Source organism: Pantoea sp. SGAir0430 (assembly GCF_043549295.1).
On record NZ_CP039427.1, the window covers coordinates 1,109,844 to 1,127,604 of the forward strand.

At 58.5% G+C, this 17,761-nt stretch carries 16 protein-coding genes; 9 read left to right on the forward strand and 7 right to left on the reverse strand.

Annotated features, from left to right (window positions below):
* The first annotated feature begins 122 nt into the window (after window positions 1–122).
* The 5 genes from rstA to E7738_RS05345 all read left to right on the forward strand — a co-directional run bounded on the left by rstA (window position 123) and on the right by E7738_RS05345 (window position 5,419).
* Window positions 123–845 carry a two-component system response regulator RstA gene (gene rstA, locus E7738_RS05325; protein ID WP_021506113.1) on the forward strand — a complete coding sequence of 241 codons (723 nt, stop codon included), beginning with the start codon at window positions 123–125 and terminating at the stop codon, window positions 843–845.
* Window positions 845–2,155, forward strand: a complete 1,311-nt coding sequence (gene rstB / locus E7738_RS05330; RefSeq protein ID WP_021506114.1) for a two-component system sensor histidine kinase RstB — start codon at window positions 845–847, stop codon at window positions 2,153–2,155. Before rstA ends, rstB begins: the two co-directional genes overlap by 1 nt.
* 12 nt (window positions 2,156–2,167) lie before the next feature.
* Window positions 2,168–3,655 carry a carboxypeptidase M32 gene (locus tag E7738_RS05335; protein WP_394516178.1) on the forward strand — a complete coding sequence of 496 codons (1,488 nt, stop codon included), beginning with the start codon at window positions 2,168–2,170 and terminating at the stop codon, window positions 3,653–3,655.
* 202 nt (window positions 3,656–3,857) lie between these two features.
* Window positions 3,858–4,334 (forward strand): acid resistance repetitive basic protein Asr, encoded by a 477-nt coding sequence (asr, locus tag E7738_RS05340; RefSeq protein WP_071813568.1) that lies wholly within the window; start codon window positions 3,858–3,860, stop codon window positions 4,332–4,334.
* A gap of 278 nt (window positions 4,335–4,612) precedes the next feature.
* Window positions 4,613–5,419: a trypsin-like serine peptidase gene (locus E7738_RS05345; protein ID WP_021506118.1), complete on the forward strand. Its 807-nt coding sequence runs from the start codon at window positions 4,613–4,615 to the stop codon at window positions 5,417–5,419.
* 1 nt (window position 5,420) lies between these two features.
* On the opposite strand, the gene hrpA is transcribed toward E7738_RS05345, so the two are convergent.
* On the reverse strand, window positions 5,421–9,317 hold the full coding sequence (gene hrpA / locus E7738_RS05350) for an ATP-dependent RNA helicase HrpA (protein ID WP_394516179.1): 3,897 nt from the start codon (window positions 9,315–9,317) through the stop codon (window positions 5,421–5,423).
* Window positions 9,318–9,571: 254 nt separating this feature from the next.
* On the opposite strand from hrpA, the gene azoR reads away from it, so the two are divergent.
* On the forward strand, window positions 9,572–10,171 hold the full coding sequence (azoR, locus tag E7738_RS05355) for an FMN-dependent NADH-azoreductase (protein WP_021506120.1): 600 nt from the start codon (window positions 9,572–9,574) through the stop codon (window positions 10,169–10,171).
* 78 nt (window positions 10,172–10,249) lie between these two features.
* Here the strand turns inward: azoR and E7738_RS05360 are convergent, their stop codons facing one another.
* The 3 genes from E7738_RS05360 to E7738_RS05370 are packed head-to-tail and all read right to left on the reverse strand — an operon-like array spanning window position 10,250 to window position 13,385.
* Window positions 10,250–10,570, reverse strand: a complete 321-nt coding sequence (locus E7738_RS05360; RefSeq protein WP_394516180.1) for a YdbL family protein — start codon at window positions 10,568–10,570, stop codon at window positions 10,250–10,252.
* Between the two features lie 11 nt (window positions 10,571–10,581).
* The gene (locus E7738_RS05365) at window positions 10,582–10,770 is read right to left on the reverse strand and encodes a YnbE family lipoprotein (protein WP_394516181.1); all 189 of its coding nucleotides are present in this window, start codon (window positions 10,768–10,770) and stop codon (window positions 10,582–10,584) included.
* On the reverse strand, window positions 10,767–13,385 hold the full coding sequence (locus E7738_RS05370; RefSeq protein ID WP_394516182.1) for a YdbH family protein: 2,619 nt from the start codon (window positions 13,383–13,385) through the stop codon (window positions 10,767–10,769). Before E7738_RS05370 ends, E7738_RS05365 begins: the two co-directional genes overlap by 4 nt.
* Before the next feature lie 165 nt (window positions 13,386–13,550).
* Between E7738_RS05370 and E7738_RS05375 the strand changes: the two genes are divergently transcribed.
* Window positions 13,551–14,543: a 2-hydroxyacid dehydrogenase gene (locus tag E7738_RS05375; protein ID WP_059008751.1), complete on the forward strand. Its 993-nt coding sequence runs from the start codon at window positions 13,551–13,553 to the stop codon at window positions 14,541–14,543.
* 15 nt (window positions 14,544–14,558) lie between these two features.
* Here E7738_RS05375 and E7738_RS05380 read toward each other — a convergent pair whose 3' ends face one another.
* The gene (locus E7738_RS05380; protein WP_021506124.1) at window positions 14,559–14,831 is read right to left on the reverse strand and encodes a putative hemolysin; all 273 of its coding nucleotides are present in this window, start codon (window positions 14,829–14,831) and stop codon (window positions 14,559–14,561) included.
* Between the two features lie 188 nt (window positions 14,832–15,019).
* On the opposite strand from E7738_RS05380, the gene E7738_RS05385 reads away from it, so the two are divergent.
* Window positions 15,020–15,676 (forward strand): MgtC/SapB family protein, encoded by a 657-nt coding sequence (locus E7738_RS05385; RefSeq protein WP_136546796.1) that lies wholly within the window; start codon window positions 15,020–15,022, stop codon window positions 15,674–15,676.
* Window positions 15,677–15,753: 77 nt separating this feature from the next.
* On the opposite strand, the gene E7738_RS05390 is transcribed toward E7738_RS05385, so the two are convergent.
* A complete protein-coding gene (locus E7738_RS05390; RefSeq protein ID WP_010618426.1) occupies window positions 15,754–15,954 on the reverse strand; it encodes a DUF2767 family protein in 201 nt (66 codons plus the stop codon).
* 146 nt (window positions 15,955–16,100) lie between these two features.
* On the reverse strand, window positions 16,101–16,466 hold the full coding sequence (gene iraP / locus E7738_RS05395) for an anti-adapter protein IraP (RefSeq protein WP_010618425.1): 366 nt from the start codon (window positions 16,464–16,466) through the stop codon (window positions 16,101–16,103).
* Window positions 16,467–16,791: 325 nt separating this feature from the next.
* On the opposite strand from iraP, the gene ttcA reads away from it, so the two are divergent.
* On the forward strand, window positions 16,792–17,727 hold the full coding sequence (gene ttcA, locus E7738_RS05400) for a tRNA 2-thiocytidine(32) synthetase TtcA (RefSeq protein WP_021506126.1): 936 nt from the start codon (window positions 16,792–16,794) through the stop codon (window positions 17,725–17,727).
* Window positions 17,728–17,761 lie beyond the last annotated feature (34 nt).

Genomic DNA, 17,761 nt, shown 5'->3' on the forward strand with positions numbered 1-17,761 from the left:
CGGTAATAATGGCACATTTCACGGTGTACATACCAGTAAGACAAGGATAATTCGTGCGGTAGCGTAGAGCTCAGGACCAGGAAAAGCTATGCTGCTGACATTCTCAGCCATGACAGAGCATTATGAACAAAATTGTCTATGTGGAAGATGAGCCGGAAGTCGGCGAACTGATTGCGGCTTATCTTGGCCGCCACGATATTGAGGTGCTGGTTGAGACGCGCGGCGATCGCGCGGAAGCGACCATTCTCGCCGCCGATCCGGATCTGGTGTTACTGGATATCATGCTGCCGGGCAAAGATGGCATGACGCTGTGCCGCGATTTACGTGCGCACTGGCAGGGCCCGATTGTGCTGCTGACCTCGCTCGACAGCGACATGAACCACATTCTGGCGCTGGAGATGGGCGCCAATGACTATATTCTGAAAACCACGCCGCCGGCGGTGTTGCTGGCGCGGCTGCGGCTGCATCTGCGCCAGGCGCACGTGGCCAAACCGGAAGCCGCACCCGCCGTGCAGAGCTCGCAAAAGGTGCTGCGGTTCGGTTCGCTCACTATTGATGCGCTCAACCGCCAGGTGATCCTCTTCGACGAACCGATCACCCTTTCGACCGCCGATTTTGACCTGCTGTGGGAGCTGGCGAGCCACGCCGGAGAAATTCTCGACCGTGACGCGCTGCTGAAAACCCTGCGCGGCGTGAGCTATGACGGCATGGATCGCAGCATCGATGTCGCCATTTCACGCCTGCGCAAGAAACTGTACGACAGCGCCACCGAGCCGTTCCGCATCAAAACTATCCGTAACAAAGGCTATCTGTTCGCGCCGCAGGCCTGGGATACCCGCTCCTGATGAGAAAGCTCTTCATTCAGTTCTATCTGCTGCTGTTCGTCTGCTTCCTGGTGATGACGCTGCTGGTGGGTCTGGTGTACAAATTCACCGCCGAGCGCGCCGGACGCCAGTCGATGAACGACCTGATGGCCAGCTCGCTGTTTCTGATGCGCAGCGAACTGCGTGAGATCCCGCCGCGCGACTGGAACAAAACCATCCGCAACCTCGATCTTGATTTATCCTTTGAGCTGCACATCGAACCGATGAGCAAATATCAGTTGGACGAAGCCGATATGAAGCGGCTGCGCGCCGGTGAGATCGTCGCCCTCGACGATCAGTACACCTTCCTGCAGCACATCCCGCGCAGCCACTATGTGCTGTCGGTCGGACCGATTCCTTACCTGTTTTATCTGCACCAGATGCGCATCCTTGATATCGCCCTGCTGGCGTTTATTGGCATGTCGCTGGCGCTGCCGGTGTTTATCTGGCTGCGGCCGCACTGGCAGGAGATGCAGCGGCTGGAGAAAGCGGCTCAGCGCTTTGGTCGCGGCGAGCTTGACGTGCGCACCCATTTTGAAAACACCTCCAGCCTGCACAGCCTTGGCGTGGCGTTCAACCAGATGGCGGACAACATCAATACCCTGGTGGCGAGTAAAAAACAGCTGATTGACGGTATCGCGCACGAGCTGCGCACGCCGCTGGTCCGGCTGCGTTACCGGCTGGAGATGAGTGAAAACCTCAGCGCGGCAGAATCCGCGGCGCTGAACCGTGACGTCGGCCAGCTGGAGAGCCTGATTGAGGAGCTGCTGACCTATGCGCGCCTCGACCGGCCGCGCGTTGACCTCAATCTGCAATCTTTCGATCTGGCCCAGTGGCTGCGCGTGCACATCGCTGACGTGCAGACCATGAATCCGCAAACGCACATTACGCTGGATATTCCGCAGCTGGAAAACATTGGCGCGGCAGATACGCGCCTGATGGAGCGGGTGCTGGATAACCTCGTTAATAACGCCCTGCGCTATGCGCAGCAGCGGCTGCGCGTCAGCCTGTGGTTTGACGGCGCCATCGGCAATCTGCAGGTTGAAGATGATGGTCCGGGCATTCCGCCGGATGAACGCCAGCGGGTATTCGAGCCTTTCGTACGGCTCGATCCCAGCCGCGATCGTGCCACCGGCGGCTGCGGACTCGGTCTGGCGATTGTGCACTCTATTGCGCAGGCGCTGCAGGGCCAGGTCTCGATTGAGAGCAGTCCACTGGGTGGCGCCTGCGTGCGCTTCTGCTGGCCGGTTGATCTCCCCCTGCGCGACGTGACGCCGCGCTTACCTTCATAAGGAGCTTGTTACATGACTGCAGCTTATCAGGAACTTAGCCGCACCTTTCAGCGCCTGGCGCGTTTTGGCCATCTGGGCGCGATTGCCGGCGTGGATATGCAAACCACCATGCCGCCGGGCGGCAGCCAGGCGCGTGGAGAAGCGATGGCAGAGCTGAGCGTATTTATGCACGAGCTGCTGACCGACAAGCGCCTCGGCGGGCTGTTTGACGCCGCCGGACAGGAGTCGCTGAACGATGTGGAGCTGGCCAACCTGGGCGAAATGCAGCGCGCGTGGCGCCAGGCAACGCTGCTGCCGGCCTCGCTGGTGGAAGCCAAATCGCTGGCCGGCTCGCGCTGTGAACACGCGTGGCGCAGTCAGCGTCCGGCCAATGACTGGCAGGGCTTCAGCGCTAACCTGAAAGAAGTGGTGAAGCTGAGCCGCGAAGAGGCACAGCTGCGCGCCGATGCGCTCGGCGTATCACGCTACGATGCGCTGCTGGATGTGTTTGAGCCAGGCATGACCAGCGCGCAGCTCGACAGCACTTTTGGCGATCTGAAAAGCTGGCTGCCGGATCTGCTGCAAAAAGCGGTAGCCCGCCAGCAGGCAACGCCGATTGCCCAGCCGGTCGGCCCCTTCGCCATTGAATCGCAGAAACAGCTCGGCCTGAGCGTGATGGCTACGTTAGGGTTTGATTTTAATCACGGCCGGCTGGACGTGAGCGCCCACCCGTTCTGCGGCGGCGTACCGGAAGATGTGCGTATCACCACACGCTACAACGAAAACGATTTTCTCAGCGCGCTGATGGGCGTGATCCACGAAACCGGCCATGCGCGCTATGAGCAGAATCTGCCACAGCAGTGGCGCGGACAGCCGGTGGCGCTGGCGCGCTCGACCGCGATGCATGAATCGCAAAGCCTGTTTATGGAGATGCAGCTGGGGCGCAGCCACGCGTTCCTGCAGCATATTCATCCCCAGGTAGTGGCGCTGATGGGCGACCAGCCGGCGCTGGAGCGCAACAATTTTATTCGTCTGACCCAGCGCGTGCAGCCGGGCTTCATTCGCGTCGATGCCGACGAGCTGAGCTATCCGGCCCACGTGATTTTACGTTACGAAATCGAGCGGGCGCTGATTGAAGGCGAGATTGAAGTCGAGGATATTCCGGCGCTGTGGGATGAAAAAATGCAGCAGTCGCTGGGTATCGATACGCGTGGTAATTACCGCGACGGTTGTATGCAGGATATTCACTGGACCGACGGTGCTTTCGGCTACTTCCCGACCTACACGCTGGGTGCGATGTACGCCGCTCAGCTGTTCCAGGCGGTAAAACGCGCCATTCCGCAGGTGGACCAATTGATTCAGCAGGGTGAACTGCAACCGGTGTTTGACTGGCTGCAGCAGAACATCTGGCAGCACGGCAGCCGCTTCCCAACGCAGCAGCTGCTGGTCAACGCCACTGGCGAAGCGCTCAACCCACACTATTTCCGTCAGCATCTGGAACAGCGTTATCTCTCTGCATAACCGTGCGGCGGCCGGGCTGGCCGCCGTTTTTTACCCGTACAGTCGCCCGCGATTGCAGCGCCCTCGCCCGGTTTTCCTGCTTTGTACAATCCGTTACACGCCGATACCATTCCCTCACTGAAGGCACGAATTGTTTTACATATAGTGCATTCACCGGCCCCGCAGTGGGCTACACATGAAAAAATAGTTCGAGGGTTTTGCAATGAAAAAATTATTTGCGCTGGTGATCGCCGCTGCTATGGGTCTGTCTTCTGTAGCCTTCGCTGCTGAGACAACAACTGCTGCTCCTGCTGCTGCTGCAACTACCGCTGCACCGGCTAAGCACAAAGCTGTTCACCACAAAAAAGCCGCTGCTCAGAAAGCGCAGGCTGCCAAAAAGCACAAGAAAGTAGAGAAGAAAGCACCAGCGGCTCAGAAAGCGCAGGCGGCTAAAAAGCACCACAAGAAAGCCACCAAACCAGCTGCTCAGAAAGCCCAGGCCGCTAAAAAGCACCACAAGAAAGCCACCAAGCCAGCTGCTCAGAAAGCCCAGGCTGCTAAAAAACACCACAAAGCCACCAAGCCAGCTGCACAGAAAGCTCAGGCTGCTAAAAAGCACCACAAAAAAGTAACCAAACCTGCTGCTCAGAAAGCTCAGGCTGCTAAAAAGCACCACAAAGCGAAAAAAGCTGCTAAATAAGGTTGCCTTGCGCGCCAACACCGCATTAATGATTGAAAACACCCGGTTCTGCCGGGTGTTTATTTACTGGAGTAGCGAAAAATGGTGCGTCGCTATCGCTTCGAAATTATCCTGATTGTCATGATTCTGTGCGGCATTATTGCGGCCAGCTTTTTTATCTAGTCGTTGTAGCGTGCTGATTACTCCAATATTTCTCCCTTTTTTACCGCTCACCGACTATAGTTATCGCTCAAGCGTGATGACCATAACCTCTATTTATTCTCGCCATTGAGAGAACTATGCGCCTGGCTATCCTGTTATTTGTAGGTCTTTTTAGCTTTAACCTCACAGCACATGCCGATGATGAAGACGGCCCCAGCCCGGAAGAGATTAAGACCCTGTTCTTCGGCAAAGATCATCGTAAAGCCATTACCGACGTCAGTGCGGCGCCGTGGGATGCCATTGGTCAGTTAGAGACGGAAAGCGGCAATCTGTGCAGTGCCACGTTGATTTCGGCCCATCTGGCGCTGACGGCCGGACACTGCTTACTGACGCCCCCAGGCAAATTCGACAAGCCAGTCGCGCTGCGCTTTATGGCGGGTGCCAAAGGCTGGCGTTACGAAATTCATGATATTGACGCGCGCGTGGAGCCTTCGCTGGCGCGGCGTCTGCAGGCGGATGGTGAAGGCTGGATCGTGCCGCCAGACGCGGCACCTTACGATTACGGCCTGGTGATTCTGCACAATCCGCCGTCCGGTATCGTGCCGATTCCGTTGTTTGACGGTTCGCGCAGCGATTTAACCGCCGCGCTGAAAACCACCGACCGCAAAGTGACACAGGCCGGTTATCCCGCTGATCATCTGGATACGCTCTACTCGCACAGCGATTGCCTGATCACCGGCTGGGCGCAGCGTGCCGTGCTGTCGCACCAGTGCGACACCCTGCCCGGCGACAGCGGTTCACCGCTGCTGCTGAAGCGCGACGGCGAGTGGCAACTGATTGCGGTACAGAGCTCGGCGCCAGCACCGGCCGATCGTTATCGCGCCGATAACCGCGCCATTGCCGTTACATCCTTTAAAGATAAGCTGGAAGCGCTGGCGCAATAAGTCAGCCCAGCTGCTCCATCGCCTGCAGAATACGTTTGTCGGAGATGGGATACGGCGTGCCCAACTGCTGCGCAAAATAACTGATGCGCAGCTCCTCCAGCATCCAGCGGATCGCCTGAACCTCTTCATCGTCCTGACGCTGCGGCGGCAGCTTGTTGCGCCAGCTTTGCCACGCCTGCTCTACCGCCTGCACTTTCAGCATCCGCGCCCGATCGCTGTGCGGATCGACCGGCAGCTTCTCCAGCCGGCGCTCAATACCGTGCAGATAGCGCAGTGTGTCACCCAGCCGCTGATAGCCGTTGCCGGTGACAAAACCGCGATACACCAGGCCGCTCAGCTGCGTTTTGATATCCGCCAGCGCCAGTGCCAGCGTCATGTCCACCCGCCCCTTGAGGAACTTGTTGATGTTGAACACGCTGGTGAGAATCTGCTCGACCTGGCTGGCGATGGTCACCACCGTGTCGTTGAGTTCAGCGCGTACTTTATCGCGCAGCTGCTCGAAGTTTTCCTGCTGCCACGCCGGCCCACCGGCGTCCGCCATCAGCTTATCCACGCCGCAGGCGATACAGTCATCTATCAGCTCCAGCACTTTGCCGTACGGATTAAAATAGAGCCCGAGCTTGGCTTTGTTTGGCAGCTTCTCGTGCAGATACTTGATCGGCGAAGGGATGTTCAGCAGCAATAACCGCCGCTGGCCGCGCCACATCATCTTCTGCTGCTCGCGTTCACTGTCAAACAGGCGAATCGCGACGCTGTCTTTTTCATCCACCAGCGCCGGCCAGGCTTTGACCTGATAATTGCCGCGCTTCTGCTCGTAGCTTTGCGGCAAATCACCGAAGCTCCACAGGTGTAATCCGCGCTGTTCAAGCCCGTCATCCGCCACGTTGGACAGCGTCTCTTGCACCTTGCCCTTCAGCAACTGCTTCAGCTGATGCAGGTCTTTGCCTTCCTGCAGCTTCCGGTTGTGCTCATCCACCACGCGGAAGGTCATTTTCAGGTGATCGGGCACCTGATCCCACTGCCAGGCGTCGCGCTCAATGGTGACGCCAGACATGCGGCGGAACTCACGCTCCAGCGCATCCAGCAGCGGCTGCTCCAGCGCCGTCACGCGGGCAAGGAAGGCTTCGGCGTAGTTGGGTGCCGGCACAAAGTTGCGTCGCACCGGCTTGGGCAGCGACTTGATTAGCGCGATGATCAGCTCGCGGCGCACGCCGGGGATCTGCCACTCGAAACCGGCTTCGTCGACCTGGTTGAGCAGCGGCAGCGGGATGTGCACCGTCACGCCATCCGCATCGGCCCCCGGTTCGAACTGGTAGCTGAGCTTCAGTTTCAGGTTGCCCTGATGCCAGAAATTCGGGTAATCCAGCTGGCTGACCTTCTCCGCGCCGTCTTTGATCAGCATCTGCTTATCAAAGCTCAGCAGATCCGGATTGTCCTTACTGGCCTGTTTCCACCAGCTGTCAAAGTGACGTGCTGAGACCACCTCGCTGCCAATGCGGCGATCGTAAAACGCAAACAGCGTCTCGTCATCGACTAAAATGTCGCGCCGCCGCGATTTGTGCTCCAGATCTTCGATTTCACTGCGCAGTTTCAGGTTGTTGCGGAAGAAAGCGTGACGCGTCTGCCAGTCGCCCTCCACCAGCGCATGACGAATAAACAGCTCCCGGCTGAGTTGTGGATCGATGCGGCTGTAATTGACCTTACGCGCTTGTACAATCGGCAGCCCGTACAGCGTAACTTTCTCGGTGGCCATGACTGCGCCCTGCGCTTTCTCCCAGTGCGGTTCACTGTAGCTGCGCTTCAGCAGATGCTGGGCCAGCGGTTCGATCCACTCCGGATCGATGCGCGCCGCAACGCGGCCCCACAGGCGGCTGGTTTCCACCAGTTCCGCCACCACGGTCCATTTAGGCGGCTTCTTAAACAGGCCGGAACCGGGGAAAATAGCGAAACGCGCGTTGCGTGCGCCGGTAAACTCCTGCTTTTCCGCATCTTTCTGACCGATGTGCGACAGCAAACCGGTGAGCAGCGCGCAGTGTACTTCACGGTACGGTGCCGGCTCGCTGTTGAGCGGCATGCCCAGTTCCCGCACCACCTGACGCAGCTGGGTGTAGATGTCCTGCCATTCGCGCACGCGCAGGTAATTGAGATAATCGCTTTTACACTGGCGGCGGAACTGGTTGCCGGACAGCGCTTTCTGCTGTTCCTGCAGGTAGTTCCACAGATTAACGAAAGCGAGAAAGTCTGACTCTTTGTCGGCAAAACGCCGGTGTTTCTCGTCAGATGCCTGCTGTTTCTCCACCGGACGCTCGCGCGGATCCTGAATCGACAGCGCAGCGGCAATAATCATCACTTCGCGCACGCAGCCAAATTTCTGCGCTTCCAGCACCATGCGCGCCAGCCGCGGATCGACCGGCAGCTGCGCCAGGCTGCGCCCGGATGGCGTCAGTTTGTACGCACCTTCGTCGCTCAGGGTAATCGCGCCGAGCTCCTCCAGCAGGCGCACGCCGTCCTGAATATTGCGCTTATCCGGCGCTTCGACGAACGGGAATGCGGCGATGTCGCCCAGTCCAAGTGCCGTCATCTGCAAAATCACCGACGCCAGGTTGGTACGCAGAATTTCCGGGTCAGTAAACGCCGGGCGGCTGAGGAAATCATCCTCCGAATAGAGGCGAATACAGATCCCTTCCGACACGCGGCCGCAGCGCCCTTTGCGCTGGTTAGCCGACGCCTGCGAGATCGGCTCGATCGGCAGACGCTGCACTTTGGTGCGGTAGCTGTAACGGCTGATGCGCGCGGTGCCCGGATCGATGACATATTTAATGCCCGGCACGGTGAGCGAGGTCTCAGCGACGTTGGTCGCCAGCACAATGCGGCGGCCGCTGTGCGCCTGGAACACCCGGTTCTGTTCGGCGTTGGACAGGCGCGCATAGAGCGGCAGAATCTCGGTGTGCGGTAAATCGCGCTTCATCAGCGCATCGGCGGTATCGCGAATTTCGCGCTCGCCGCTCATGAAGATCAGGATATCGCCGCGCCCTTCGCTGCTCAGTTCGTCAACCGCATCGAAAATTGCCTGCAGCTGATCGCGTTCGGTGTCTTCGGCATCTTCCACCACCGGACGATAGCGCACATCGACCGGATACGTGCGGCCCGAAACCTCGATTACCGGGGCATTATTGAAGTGGCGCGAGAAGCGCTGCGGATCGATGGTCGCGGAGGTGATGATCACTTTCAGATCGGGGCGACGCGGCAGCAGTTCGCGCAGGTAACCCAGCAGGAAATCGATGTTCAGACTGCGTTCGTGCGCTTCATCGATGATGATGGTGTCATACTGCAGCAGCAGACGATCCTGCTGAATTTCCGCCAGCAGAATACCGTCGGTCATCAGTTTGACCTGAGTGGTTTCGCTGACCTGATCGTTAAACCGCACCTTGTAACCGACGGTGCCGCCGGGCGTGGTTTCCAGCTCTTCGGCAATGCGGTTCGCCACGGTGCGTGCCGCCAGACGACGCGGCTGCGTATGCCCAATCAGCCCTTTCACACCGCGCCCGAGCGCCAGACAGATCTTTGGCAACTGGGTGGTTTTACCTGAGCCGGTCTCACCGGCGACAATCACTACCTGATGATCGCGAATCGCGTCGGCGATGTCCTGCTGCTTCTGGCTGACCGGCAGATTGTCCGGAAACGTAATGCGCGGCGTCGCGGCGGCGCGCTGCGCCACGCGCTGTTCTGCCGCGGCGAACACCGGCTCCAGCTCAGCCATAATTTCCTGCTGCGCCGCGGGATTTTTCACTTTTGCCGCCCCGTGCAGACGACGCTGCAGCGCTTTGCGGTCGCGCAGCATCAGGTTATCGAGCCGCGACCAGAGGGGGGCCAGAGGTGACGTAACGGATGATGACATAGTGATGAATTACCTGTTGTTGCAGTGAGCCGGCACTTACGGCTCGGCGCCGGGCAGAATTTTCCGGCGGATTCAATCGATTAATGCCCGCCATCTTAGCACAGATTGGAACATCTCACCTGACCGGACGTGCCACCTTATTCAATAATTTCGAACATAGGCCTCGAAATATTGCGCTTTTACCTGCCGGACGAACTCCGTAGAGTGTAACGCATTGAGCGGTAAGCCAACCGCGTAACGTACAGGAAAATACCATGAGCAAAGTTTTAGTTCTGAAATCAAGCATCCTTGCCGGTTATTCACAGTCTAACCAGCTGGCAGACTTCTACGCTGATGAAGCCCGCGCCAAAGGCGACGAAGTCACGGTACGCGATCTGGCTGCCCAGCCGATTCCGGTACTGGACGGTGAACTGGTTGGCGCCCTGCGTCCTTCAGACGCGCCGCTGTCGCCACGTCAGCAGGACGCGCTGGCCCTGTCCGATGAACTGATTGCTGAACTGCAGGCGCACGATACCGTGGTTATCGCCGCTCCGATGTACAACTTCAACATTCCTACTCAGCTGAAAAACTACTTTGACCTGATTGCCCGTGCCGGCGTCACCTTCCGCTACACCGAAGCAGGCCCGGAAGGTCTGGTGAAAGGCAAACGTGCGGTGATCCTCTCCAGCCGTGGCGGCATTCACAAAGACACCCCGACTGACCTGCTGACTCCGTACGTGAAACTGTTCCTCGGCTTCATCGGCATCACCGACGTTGACTTCGTGTTCGCCGAAGGCATTGCCTACGGCCCGGAAGTGGCAACCAAAGCCGCCAGCGATGCCAAAGACGCCATCAAACAGATTGTTGCTGCGTAATCATCATTAAAACAATGCTATCTGTCTTGCCGGGCCTGAGTGCCCGGCTTTTTTATGCCTGCGCTATCGTGGAAGCAGCTATTTCTGCACCCACTGGCCATTGATCCCGCGCACATATTCGCCGCTGCCGGCACGGTTAACCAGCTTCTCGCCGGCGATGCGCGCCACCTCGGCGGTGGTGAGATTGTTCTGCTGCGCCACGCGCTGATACTGCTGGCTGCGGCCGTCATTGATGCGCTTAACCAGCGCCAGCGTCTCGTCATCCTGCTGACGAGCGGCGATGTAACCGCTCAGCGTTTCGCCCACGCGCCCCTGCTGGCGCGCCTGATCCAGCGTCAGCGCCCAGGCCGACGGTACCAGCAAAAACGCCAGCCACAGCGCTATCCCCTTGCGTTTCATCGAGCCTCTCCTCAAAACAGTCCGCTCTGATTCTTCAGCAGCGCTTCGACGTCTTTATCCACCTTGATGTGGATTTCATGTTCGATTTTTACGTTCATGTTGATGGTGATTGGCTCTTTGGGTGCGGCGACTTCGATGCGCGGCACACAGCCCAGCAGCAGCAGTCCCGCTGTCAGCACCAGTAATGCCCTCAGGCTCATGGTTTCGGATCCTTGTTGGATGGTAGGGTGGCGTTTTGCTCCACCCAGGATTGCAAATTATCGCCAAAGCGCAGGCTGCGCCACAGCTGGAACAGGTTTTCCTGATGACGGTAATTAAGATTGACGGACTGGCGGCGGTTACTGAACTGGCTGGTGCCTTTCACCTCGCTTTGCAGAATCAGGTTACCGAAGTTATCCAGATCCAGCGTCGCCCACGAACGGGCAATCTCCATGTAGCGCAGCCAGTCCATCGCCGCCCCGGCGGCCACGTTATTGCTGACAATCGCATCCGCCATGTCTTTGTCCATGCGGAATGTCAGCGGGCCGCTGTTGGCGATCCAGCCCTTTTCGATCAGCCAGTGCGGATTGTTCACCCACAGCGGCAATTCGCCATTCACTTTACCGGACATGGCAAACTGCTTCGGTTTGAGCGCCGTCACCAGCCGGCTGAGATCAATGTCACGCAGCGAAATCCGGGCAGGCTGATGCTGCGGTAAACGCAATGCTGGCATGCTGACGTGCCCGCCGAGCAGATCGAGATTGACGTTGCTGAGCGTCAGCGGCTGGCGCTCCTGCCACGGATAGTGGCCCTGCAGATCCGCGGTAATGTTCTGCAGCGCAAACTGGTTTTTCACTTCGGCGATGCGCAGCGACACCGGCCCGCGGCGCCCCAGCTGCCACTGATGATCTTTCAGGCGGAACGGCAGGTTAAAATCGATGCCGTTGATTTCGCTGTCCGGCATCCACACGCTGCCCTGTTTCACCGCCCAGAAACCGCCCGCCTCAAACCCCTGGCCACTGGCGGCAGAAAAGGCCATCTGCGCGCGCAGTTCGCCAGACTGAATACGCATTTTCAGATCGCTGCTCAGCAGCGGCTGAAAGACACTGAGCGACTGCGCCGGCCACCAGGCTTCGCCGCGCAGCCGCTCGCCGTCCCAGCGGCCATGCACGCGCAGCGGTCCGATGTCTTCAGCGGTGAGCTGACCGCGCCACAGAAAATGCCCCGGGTCGCGCCCTTTGGCATCGAAACGCAGTTCGGACGGCGGCAGCCAGCCACCGTAGCTGAAGCGCGTCTGGCCGGAACGCAGCGCAAACCCGCCGTTAAACGCCGGCTGTGCCACATCGCGCTGCCAGCGCACCGGCGCGGTCAGCGTCAGGCGCGGCTTATCCACCTGCACCATGCCGTACGCCAGCTGATCAAACCCGGTGTTCAGCGTATCGAGGCTGATCAGGGTGTCGTGCCAGCTGCCGGTGCCCTTCACATCCCATTTGGCGCTAAGCGGCGCCATCACCCCTTCGCCCCAGTAACGCCAGTTCCAGCGTCCGCTGTCTGGCCAGAAGTCGCTGGCGCGTCCGTCGAGATGAAGCCTGAAGCGGCCGAAACTGGGGTCGTGCGCGTTGAGAATCGCCTGTAACCGGCCGTTGATGCCGCGCGAAGCGACGCTGACGCCGGCCAGCGGCCAGCGCGCTTCATCCACTTCCAGCGTCGAGAGTAAGCGTCCGCGCAGGCGCAGCAGTGCGCCAGGCTGCAGGCTGAGCTGCGGATCGCTGAGCATGCCATGTAATTGTCCGGGAATGGTGCCGTACAGCTGCAGGTCGGCAAACTTGCTTTCGCCGGTTAACTGGAACGGCAGTGCGCTGTCAGTCAGGCTCAGCTTGCCCGGCCCAACGCTCAGTACCAGGTTGCCTTTCCCGCCGCGTCCGGCGGTCAGTAAATTGAAGCGGCCGCGGATCTGCGTCTGTTCCAGCCCCTGCTGCCAGTCATCCAGCGTTAGCGCCACGCCGCCCGACAGCGGCTGCGACCCGAATGGCCAGCGCCAGTGACCGGCAGTGATGCGGATTTGCTGTGCATCGACCTGCCACGGCAGCTGTAACAACGGCTGTGGTTCCTGTTGCTGGCGCACCACCAGTTCGCCCTGCTGCTGCTGCCAGTTGAGCGTCAGCGCCAGCGGCTGCGCCCACTGCGTCAGGTTAAGCGCACCGCTGAGCTCACCCGCCACCGGCAGGCCATCGGCAAACATTGGCAGCGTCAGATTGCCATGCAGTTCGACCGGTTGCGGCAGTAAAAGATGGCTGAGCTGCAGCTGATCAATGTGCAGCTGCTGCCCCTGCAGGCGCGCGGCGACGCGCAGGTTGTCGCCCTGATAACGCAGCTGCTGAAGGTCTTTGTCTAAAGTCAGATCGAAGCGGCCGGCATATTGCTGCCATGGCAAAATACTGAGCTGTTGCAGATGGATATCCGCGCCGGGCAGCATCTGCTGCCACTCTGCGAGGCTGCGCGGCGCATCGCGCGTGGCACTGTGCGGCAGCGCCTGCAGACAATCGCTGTTGAGCGCCACCTCGCGCGCATCAAGCTGCCAGCGCTGTTGCGTCCGGCCAAGCCCCACGTCGGCGACCTGCGCCAGCAGGCAGTCACCGGCCAGATAGCGCACATCAGGAAACACCAGCCGGCCCTGCTGCCAGTGCGGCGCGCCGTGTAGCTCGACGCGGGTATTTTCCGGCAGCCAGATACCTGCCAGCCGCGGCAGCCAGTGCGTCAGCGTCAGCAGCAATCCCAGCAGCAGCAGTATCAGCGCCAGTAGCGCAGCAAGTAGTCGACGGAGGCCCCGCGTCATGGCTGTTAACGTTCCTGTTCTTTACCCAATCCTGACAGAGATGATGGCATGTTACGCCCGGCAAATGAAGGCGTTACCGCTTTAGTCTGGCTGAAGAACAGCAAAATGACGCGGAAAACGTTATCCTGATGTGATACCGACGTAACATTTTTCAGGAGCGAAACAATGAAAGTTGCGGTTTACAGCACCAAGCATTACGACCAGAAATACCTCGAGCACGTTAACGAAGGCTACGGATTTGAGCTGCAGTTTTTTGACTTCCTGCTGAGCGAAACCACGGCGAAAAACGCCGCTGGCTGTGATGCGGTCTGTATCTTCGTTAACGATGACGGGAGCAAAGCGGTGCTGGAGGAGCTGGCGGCGCTGGGCGTGAAATATATCGCGCTGCGCTGTGCCGGTTTCAACAACGTCGACCTCGACGCCGCAGCCGCGCTGGGACTGCAGGTGGTGCGCGTGCCCGCTTACTCGCCGGAAGCGGTAGCGGAACACGCGGTAGGTCTGATGATGACGCTCAACCGCCGCATTCACCGCGCTTACCAGCGCACGCGCGATGCCAACTTCTCGCTGGACGGCCTGACCGGCTTCAACATGCACAATAAAACCGCTGGCGTGGTCGGCACCGGCAAGATTGGTGTGGCGACGATGCGCATCCTGAAAGGTTTTGGCATGCGTCTGCTGGCGTATGATCCGTACCCCAGTGACGCCGCGCTGGCGCTCGGGGCGGAATATGTTGATTTGAAAACGCTGCTGGCGGAGTCCGATGTCATCACCCTGCACTGTCCGCTGACGCCGGAAAACCACCATCTGCTCAACGCGCAGGCGTTCAGCCAGATGAAAGATGGCGTGATGATTATCAATACCAGCCGCGGTGGGCTGATTGATTCACAGGCGGCGATTGAGGCGCTGAAACAGCAGAAAATCGGCTCGCTCGGCATGGACGTGTATGAGAACGAACGCGACCTGTTTTTTGAAGACAAGTCGAATGACGTGATTCAGGACGACGTATTCCGCCGCCTGTCGGCCTGCCACAACGTGCTGTTTACCGGCCATCAGGCCTTTCTCACCGCCGAAGCGCTGACGGCGATTTCAGAAACCACGCTCAGTAATTTACAGCAGCTGTCACGCGGGGAAACCTGTTCGAATCAGGTTAAGGCGTAAGGTTTTGCGCCTGCGTTAGCGGGCGCAGGCACCGCCGATCAGCGCCTGTTCGTCGCAGCGACGACCGTTAGCCAGCTGACACATCCCGATGCGTGAACCGTCTAACTGACGCGAGAACGCCAGCGTGCCGCCTGCGCTGTTGCAGTTGGCTTCTGCCATGGACGACATCACAACGTGCGGCTGCACGTGCGCGGCGGTGGCCTGTTGCGGCGGTTCATTGTCGCTGTTGCTGCTGCAGGCAGAGAGTAACAGCGCTGCGCCGGCCAGCAGTAAAGTTGCGGCTTTCATCGGTCGGGCTCCGGGAGTGTGAGCGGAAAAGTCGCACCAGCATATGTCAGCAGCGGTGCGCGATCGATAGGCGACACAGCTTTTTACAAAATTTAATATCGTCGTTGGCAAGCAGAATTATCCTGATTGCAGCGTTTTGCCTCTTTCTCTGCCTGTTCATACGCAACATCAATCAATAAGGAGGAAGGATGTTAGCCGACATGCTCATCCGCATCGCGTTAGCCGGAATACTGGGCGGACTGATTGGCCTGGAGCGCCAGATGCGCGCTAAAGAAGCGGGCCTGCGCACCCACATTCTGGTCGGCATTGGCAGCGCCATGTTCATGCTGGTGTCAAAATATGGCTTTGCCGATATGCTGACTAACGACCATGTGGCGCTGGATCCCAGCCGTATTGCGGCGCAGGTGGTCAGCGGCATGGGCTTTCTTGGCGCCGGCACCATCATCATTCAAAAGCAGATTGTGAAAGGCCTGACGACCGCCGCCGGCCTGTGGGTGACCGCCGCGATTGGCCTGGTGATCGGTAGCGGCATGTACGAAATCGGTATTTACGGCACGGTGCTGGCGCTGATGGTACTGGAAACGTTCCGCCGTATCAGCCACTGGCTGATTGGCCGCCATCACACCCTCATCGTCCATCTCAAAGCCAAAAGCGTACCGCTGGTGTTGCTGGTACTGCAGCGCGAAAATTTGCGCTATGGCCACATCGCTGTAGTCAATCGTAACGAAGAGAGCGGCCTGTGCGAGCTGAGCGTTGAGGTGACATTGTCACGCAGATTTCCTATGCACAGCATTTATGACAAAGTGATGGAAATCAAAGGAGTGCAGTCGCTGGAAATGGTTTGACTGCGCTGGCGCTGGCGGGTTAATCGCTGCGGTCGATGGAAGATAAAAAGCCCGGCGCTGAAGGCCGGGCGGCTGGGTTAGCAGGGTTTGAGTTGTCCAATCGCCATTTCAACGGCGCGGTTAGGCGCGCCGGTTAATTCCCGATAACGCAGTTGCAGGTTACGCAACTCGCTGGCCAGCACCTCTTTTTCGGTAGCGGCACCGCGCTGCGCCAGTTCCAGATAGCATTGCCCCACCAGCCGGCACGCCTCCTCAAATACCATGTCGTACGTTTGCATTGTTCCTCTCCTCACCTTTAAAAACTAAAAAAAGCGCTGAATCCATCCTGTCAGCGCAGTGAGAAGAAATCTTTACCCAGATCAATAAATATGCAGTTACCGCTGGCAAAATGTGCGCAATGGTAGCCGACTGCGGCGCTGCGCGATTAGGACGGATCCTTTTTGTCGTCATCGCTGGCGCTGCTTACACCAGTAATACCTTCCAGCGCCTGCTGGTTGATGACATCATCGGCGCTGTCAACCGCACGCGAAATCGTCAACAGATCCTGAAACTCGCTCAGCAGAATAGCGGCGTCCGACTTAAGCATATCGTCAGCCTCGGCTGACTCAATCACCATGTTGATGGCTTTGTTGGCGCTTTCAATAACTTCAGTAACGCCGCCTTTCTTACTGACGGCCAGTACCAGCGCTCCGATCAGCAGCGACTGAGCCTCAACGCGCGCGGTCAACTGCTTGGTGGTGGCATCAATTTGTGAAATCTTCGCCAGCATGCTTAACACAACATTTTTCATCGCTTATTCCTCCCTGGGGAAGCAGGCAGTGTACCGCTTGCAAAATCCGCGACAAACTAAAAATTGTGAATAGCGCAACAGGTCTCTGAACGCGATCGCGCGGCGCACAGAGCGCATCACCGGCAAACCCATAAATCGTGCTGGAATTTGGCGCTGTAATCCGTACCATACGCCACAGACTTTTCCTGCTGACTGCGGTCAGCCGGCACCCATAAAGGCCAGCGCAGCGACCCGCAGCGTGCGCGGACACGGTTAATGCAGGCCTGGCGAGGGCCGCATCAACGCGACATCCGCAGCTGACCAGCGATCACCGAGACCGAAATTCATGTCTGAACATCAAGAAGTTAATAAAAAAGAGCAGTACAACCTGAACAAACTGCAGAAGCGCCTGCGCCGTAACGTCGGTGAAGCGATTGCGGATTTCAACATGATTGAGGAAGGCGATCGCATCATGGTGTGCCTGTCCGGCGGTAAAGACAGCTACACCATGCTGGAAATTCTGCGTAACCTGCAGCAGAGCGCGCCGGTCAATTTTTCGCTGGTGGCGGTGAATCTTGACCAGAAACAGCCGGGATTCCCGGCACACGTGCTGCCGGCTTATCTCGACACGCTGGGCGTGGAGTATCAGATCGTCAACGAAGACACTTACTCAATCGTTAAAGAAAAAATTCCGGAAGGCAAAACCACCTGCTCGCTCTGTTCGCGCCTGCGTCGCGGTATTCTTTATCGCACCGCCACTGAACTGGGCTGCACTAAGATTGCCTTAGGTCACCACCGCGATGACATCCTGCAGACGCTGTTCCTCAACATGTTTTACGGCGGCAAGATGAAAGGCATGCCGCCAAAACTGATGAGCGACGACGGTAAACATATCGTGATTCGCCCGCTGGCCTACTGCCGCGAAAAAGATATCGTACGGTTTGCCGAAGCGCGCCAGTACCCTATCATTCCGTGCAACCTGTGTGGTTCACAGCCGAACCTGCAGCGCCAGGTGGTTGCCGATATGCTGCGTGACTGGGACAAGCGCTATCCGGGCCGCATTGAAACCATGTTCAGCGCCATGCAGAACATCGTGCCCTCGCATATGGCTGATATTAATCTGTTTGATTTCAAAGGCATTAAGCATGGTGATGCGGTGGTTGACGGCGGGGACATTGGTTTTGATCGCGAATCGCTGCCAGCGCAGCCCGTCGGCTGGCAGGCTGACGAGGACGATCAGCCGGACCTGAGCGCTCGCCTCGACGTGCTGGAAATTAAATAACGCGGTGACTTTGCAGCATAAAGGCGCGTCGCTC

What these genes read in the sequence shown, in the direction of transcription:
- rstA (WP_021506113.1), top strand. Translation starts at nt 123, where the DNA reads ATGAACAAAATTGTCTATGTGGAAGATGAGCCGGAAGTCGGCGAACTG.
- rstB (WP_021506114.1), top strand. Translation starts at nt 845, where the DNA reads ATGAGAAAGCTCTTCATTCAGTTCTATCTGCTGCTGTTCGTCTGCTTC.
- E7738_RS05335 (WP_394516178.1), top strand. Translation starts at nt 2,168, where the DNA reads ATGACTGCAGCTTATCAGGAACTTAGCCGCACCTTTCAGCGCCTGGCG.
- asr (WP_071813568.1), top strand. Translation starts at nt 3,858, where the DNA reads ATGAAAAAATTATTTGCGCTGGTGATCGCCGCTGCTATGGGTCTGTCT.
- E7738_RS05345 (WP_021506118.1), top strand. Translation starts at nt 4,613, where the DNA reads ATGCGCCTGGCTATCCTGTTATTTGTAGGTCTTTTTAGCTTTAACCTC.
- hrpA (WP_394516179.1), bottom strand. Translation starts at nt 9,317, where the DNA reads ATGTCATCATCCGTTACGTCACCTCTGGCCCCCCTCTGGTCGCGGCTC.
- azoR (WP_021506120.1), top strand. Translation starts at nt 9,572, where the DNA reads ATGAGCAAAGTTTTAGTTCTGAAATCAAGCATCCTTGCCGGTTATTCA.
- E7738_RS05360 (WP_394516180.1), bottom strand. Translation starts at nt 10,570, where the DNA reads ATGAAACGCAAGGGGATAGCGCTGTGGCTGGCGTTTTTGCTGGTACCG.
- E7738_RS05365 (WP_394516181.1), bottom strand. Translation starts at nt 10,770, where the DNA reads ATGAGCCTGAGGGCATTACTGGTGCTGACAGCGGGACTGCTGCTGCTG.
- E7738_RS05370 (WP_394516182.1), bottom strand. Translation starts at nt 13,385, where the DNA reads ATGACGCGGGGCCTCCGTCGACTACTTGCTGCGCTACTGGCGCTGATA.
- E7738_RS05375 (WP_059008751.1), top strand. Translation starts at nt 13,551, where the DNA reads ATGAAAGTTGCGGTTTACAGCACCAAGCATTACGACCAGAAATACCTC.
- E7738_RS05380 (WP_021506124.1), bottom strand. Translation starts at nt 14,831, where the DNA reads ATGAAAGCCGCAACTTTACTGCTGGCCGGCGCAGCGCTGTTACTCTCT.
- E7738_RS05385 (WP_136546796.1), top strand. Translation starts at nt 15,020, where the DNA reads ATGTTAGCCGACATGCTCATCCGCATCGCGTTAGCCGGAATACTGGGC.
- E7738_RS05390 (WP_010618426.1), bottom strand. Translation starts at nt 15,954, where the DNA reads ATGCAAACGTACGACATGGTATTTGAGGAGGCGTGCCGGCTGGTGGGG.
- iraP (WP_010618425.1), bottom strand. Translation starts at nt 16,466, where the DNA reads ATGAAAAATGTTGTGTTAAGCATGCTGGCGAAGATTTCACAAATTGAT.
- ttcA (WP_021506126.1), top strand. Translation starts at nt 16,792, where the DNA reads ATGTCTGAACATCAAGAAGTTAATAAAAAAGAGCAGTACAACCTGAAC.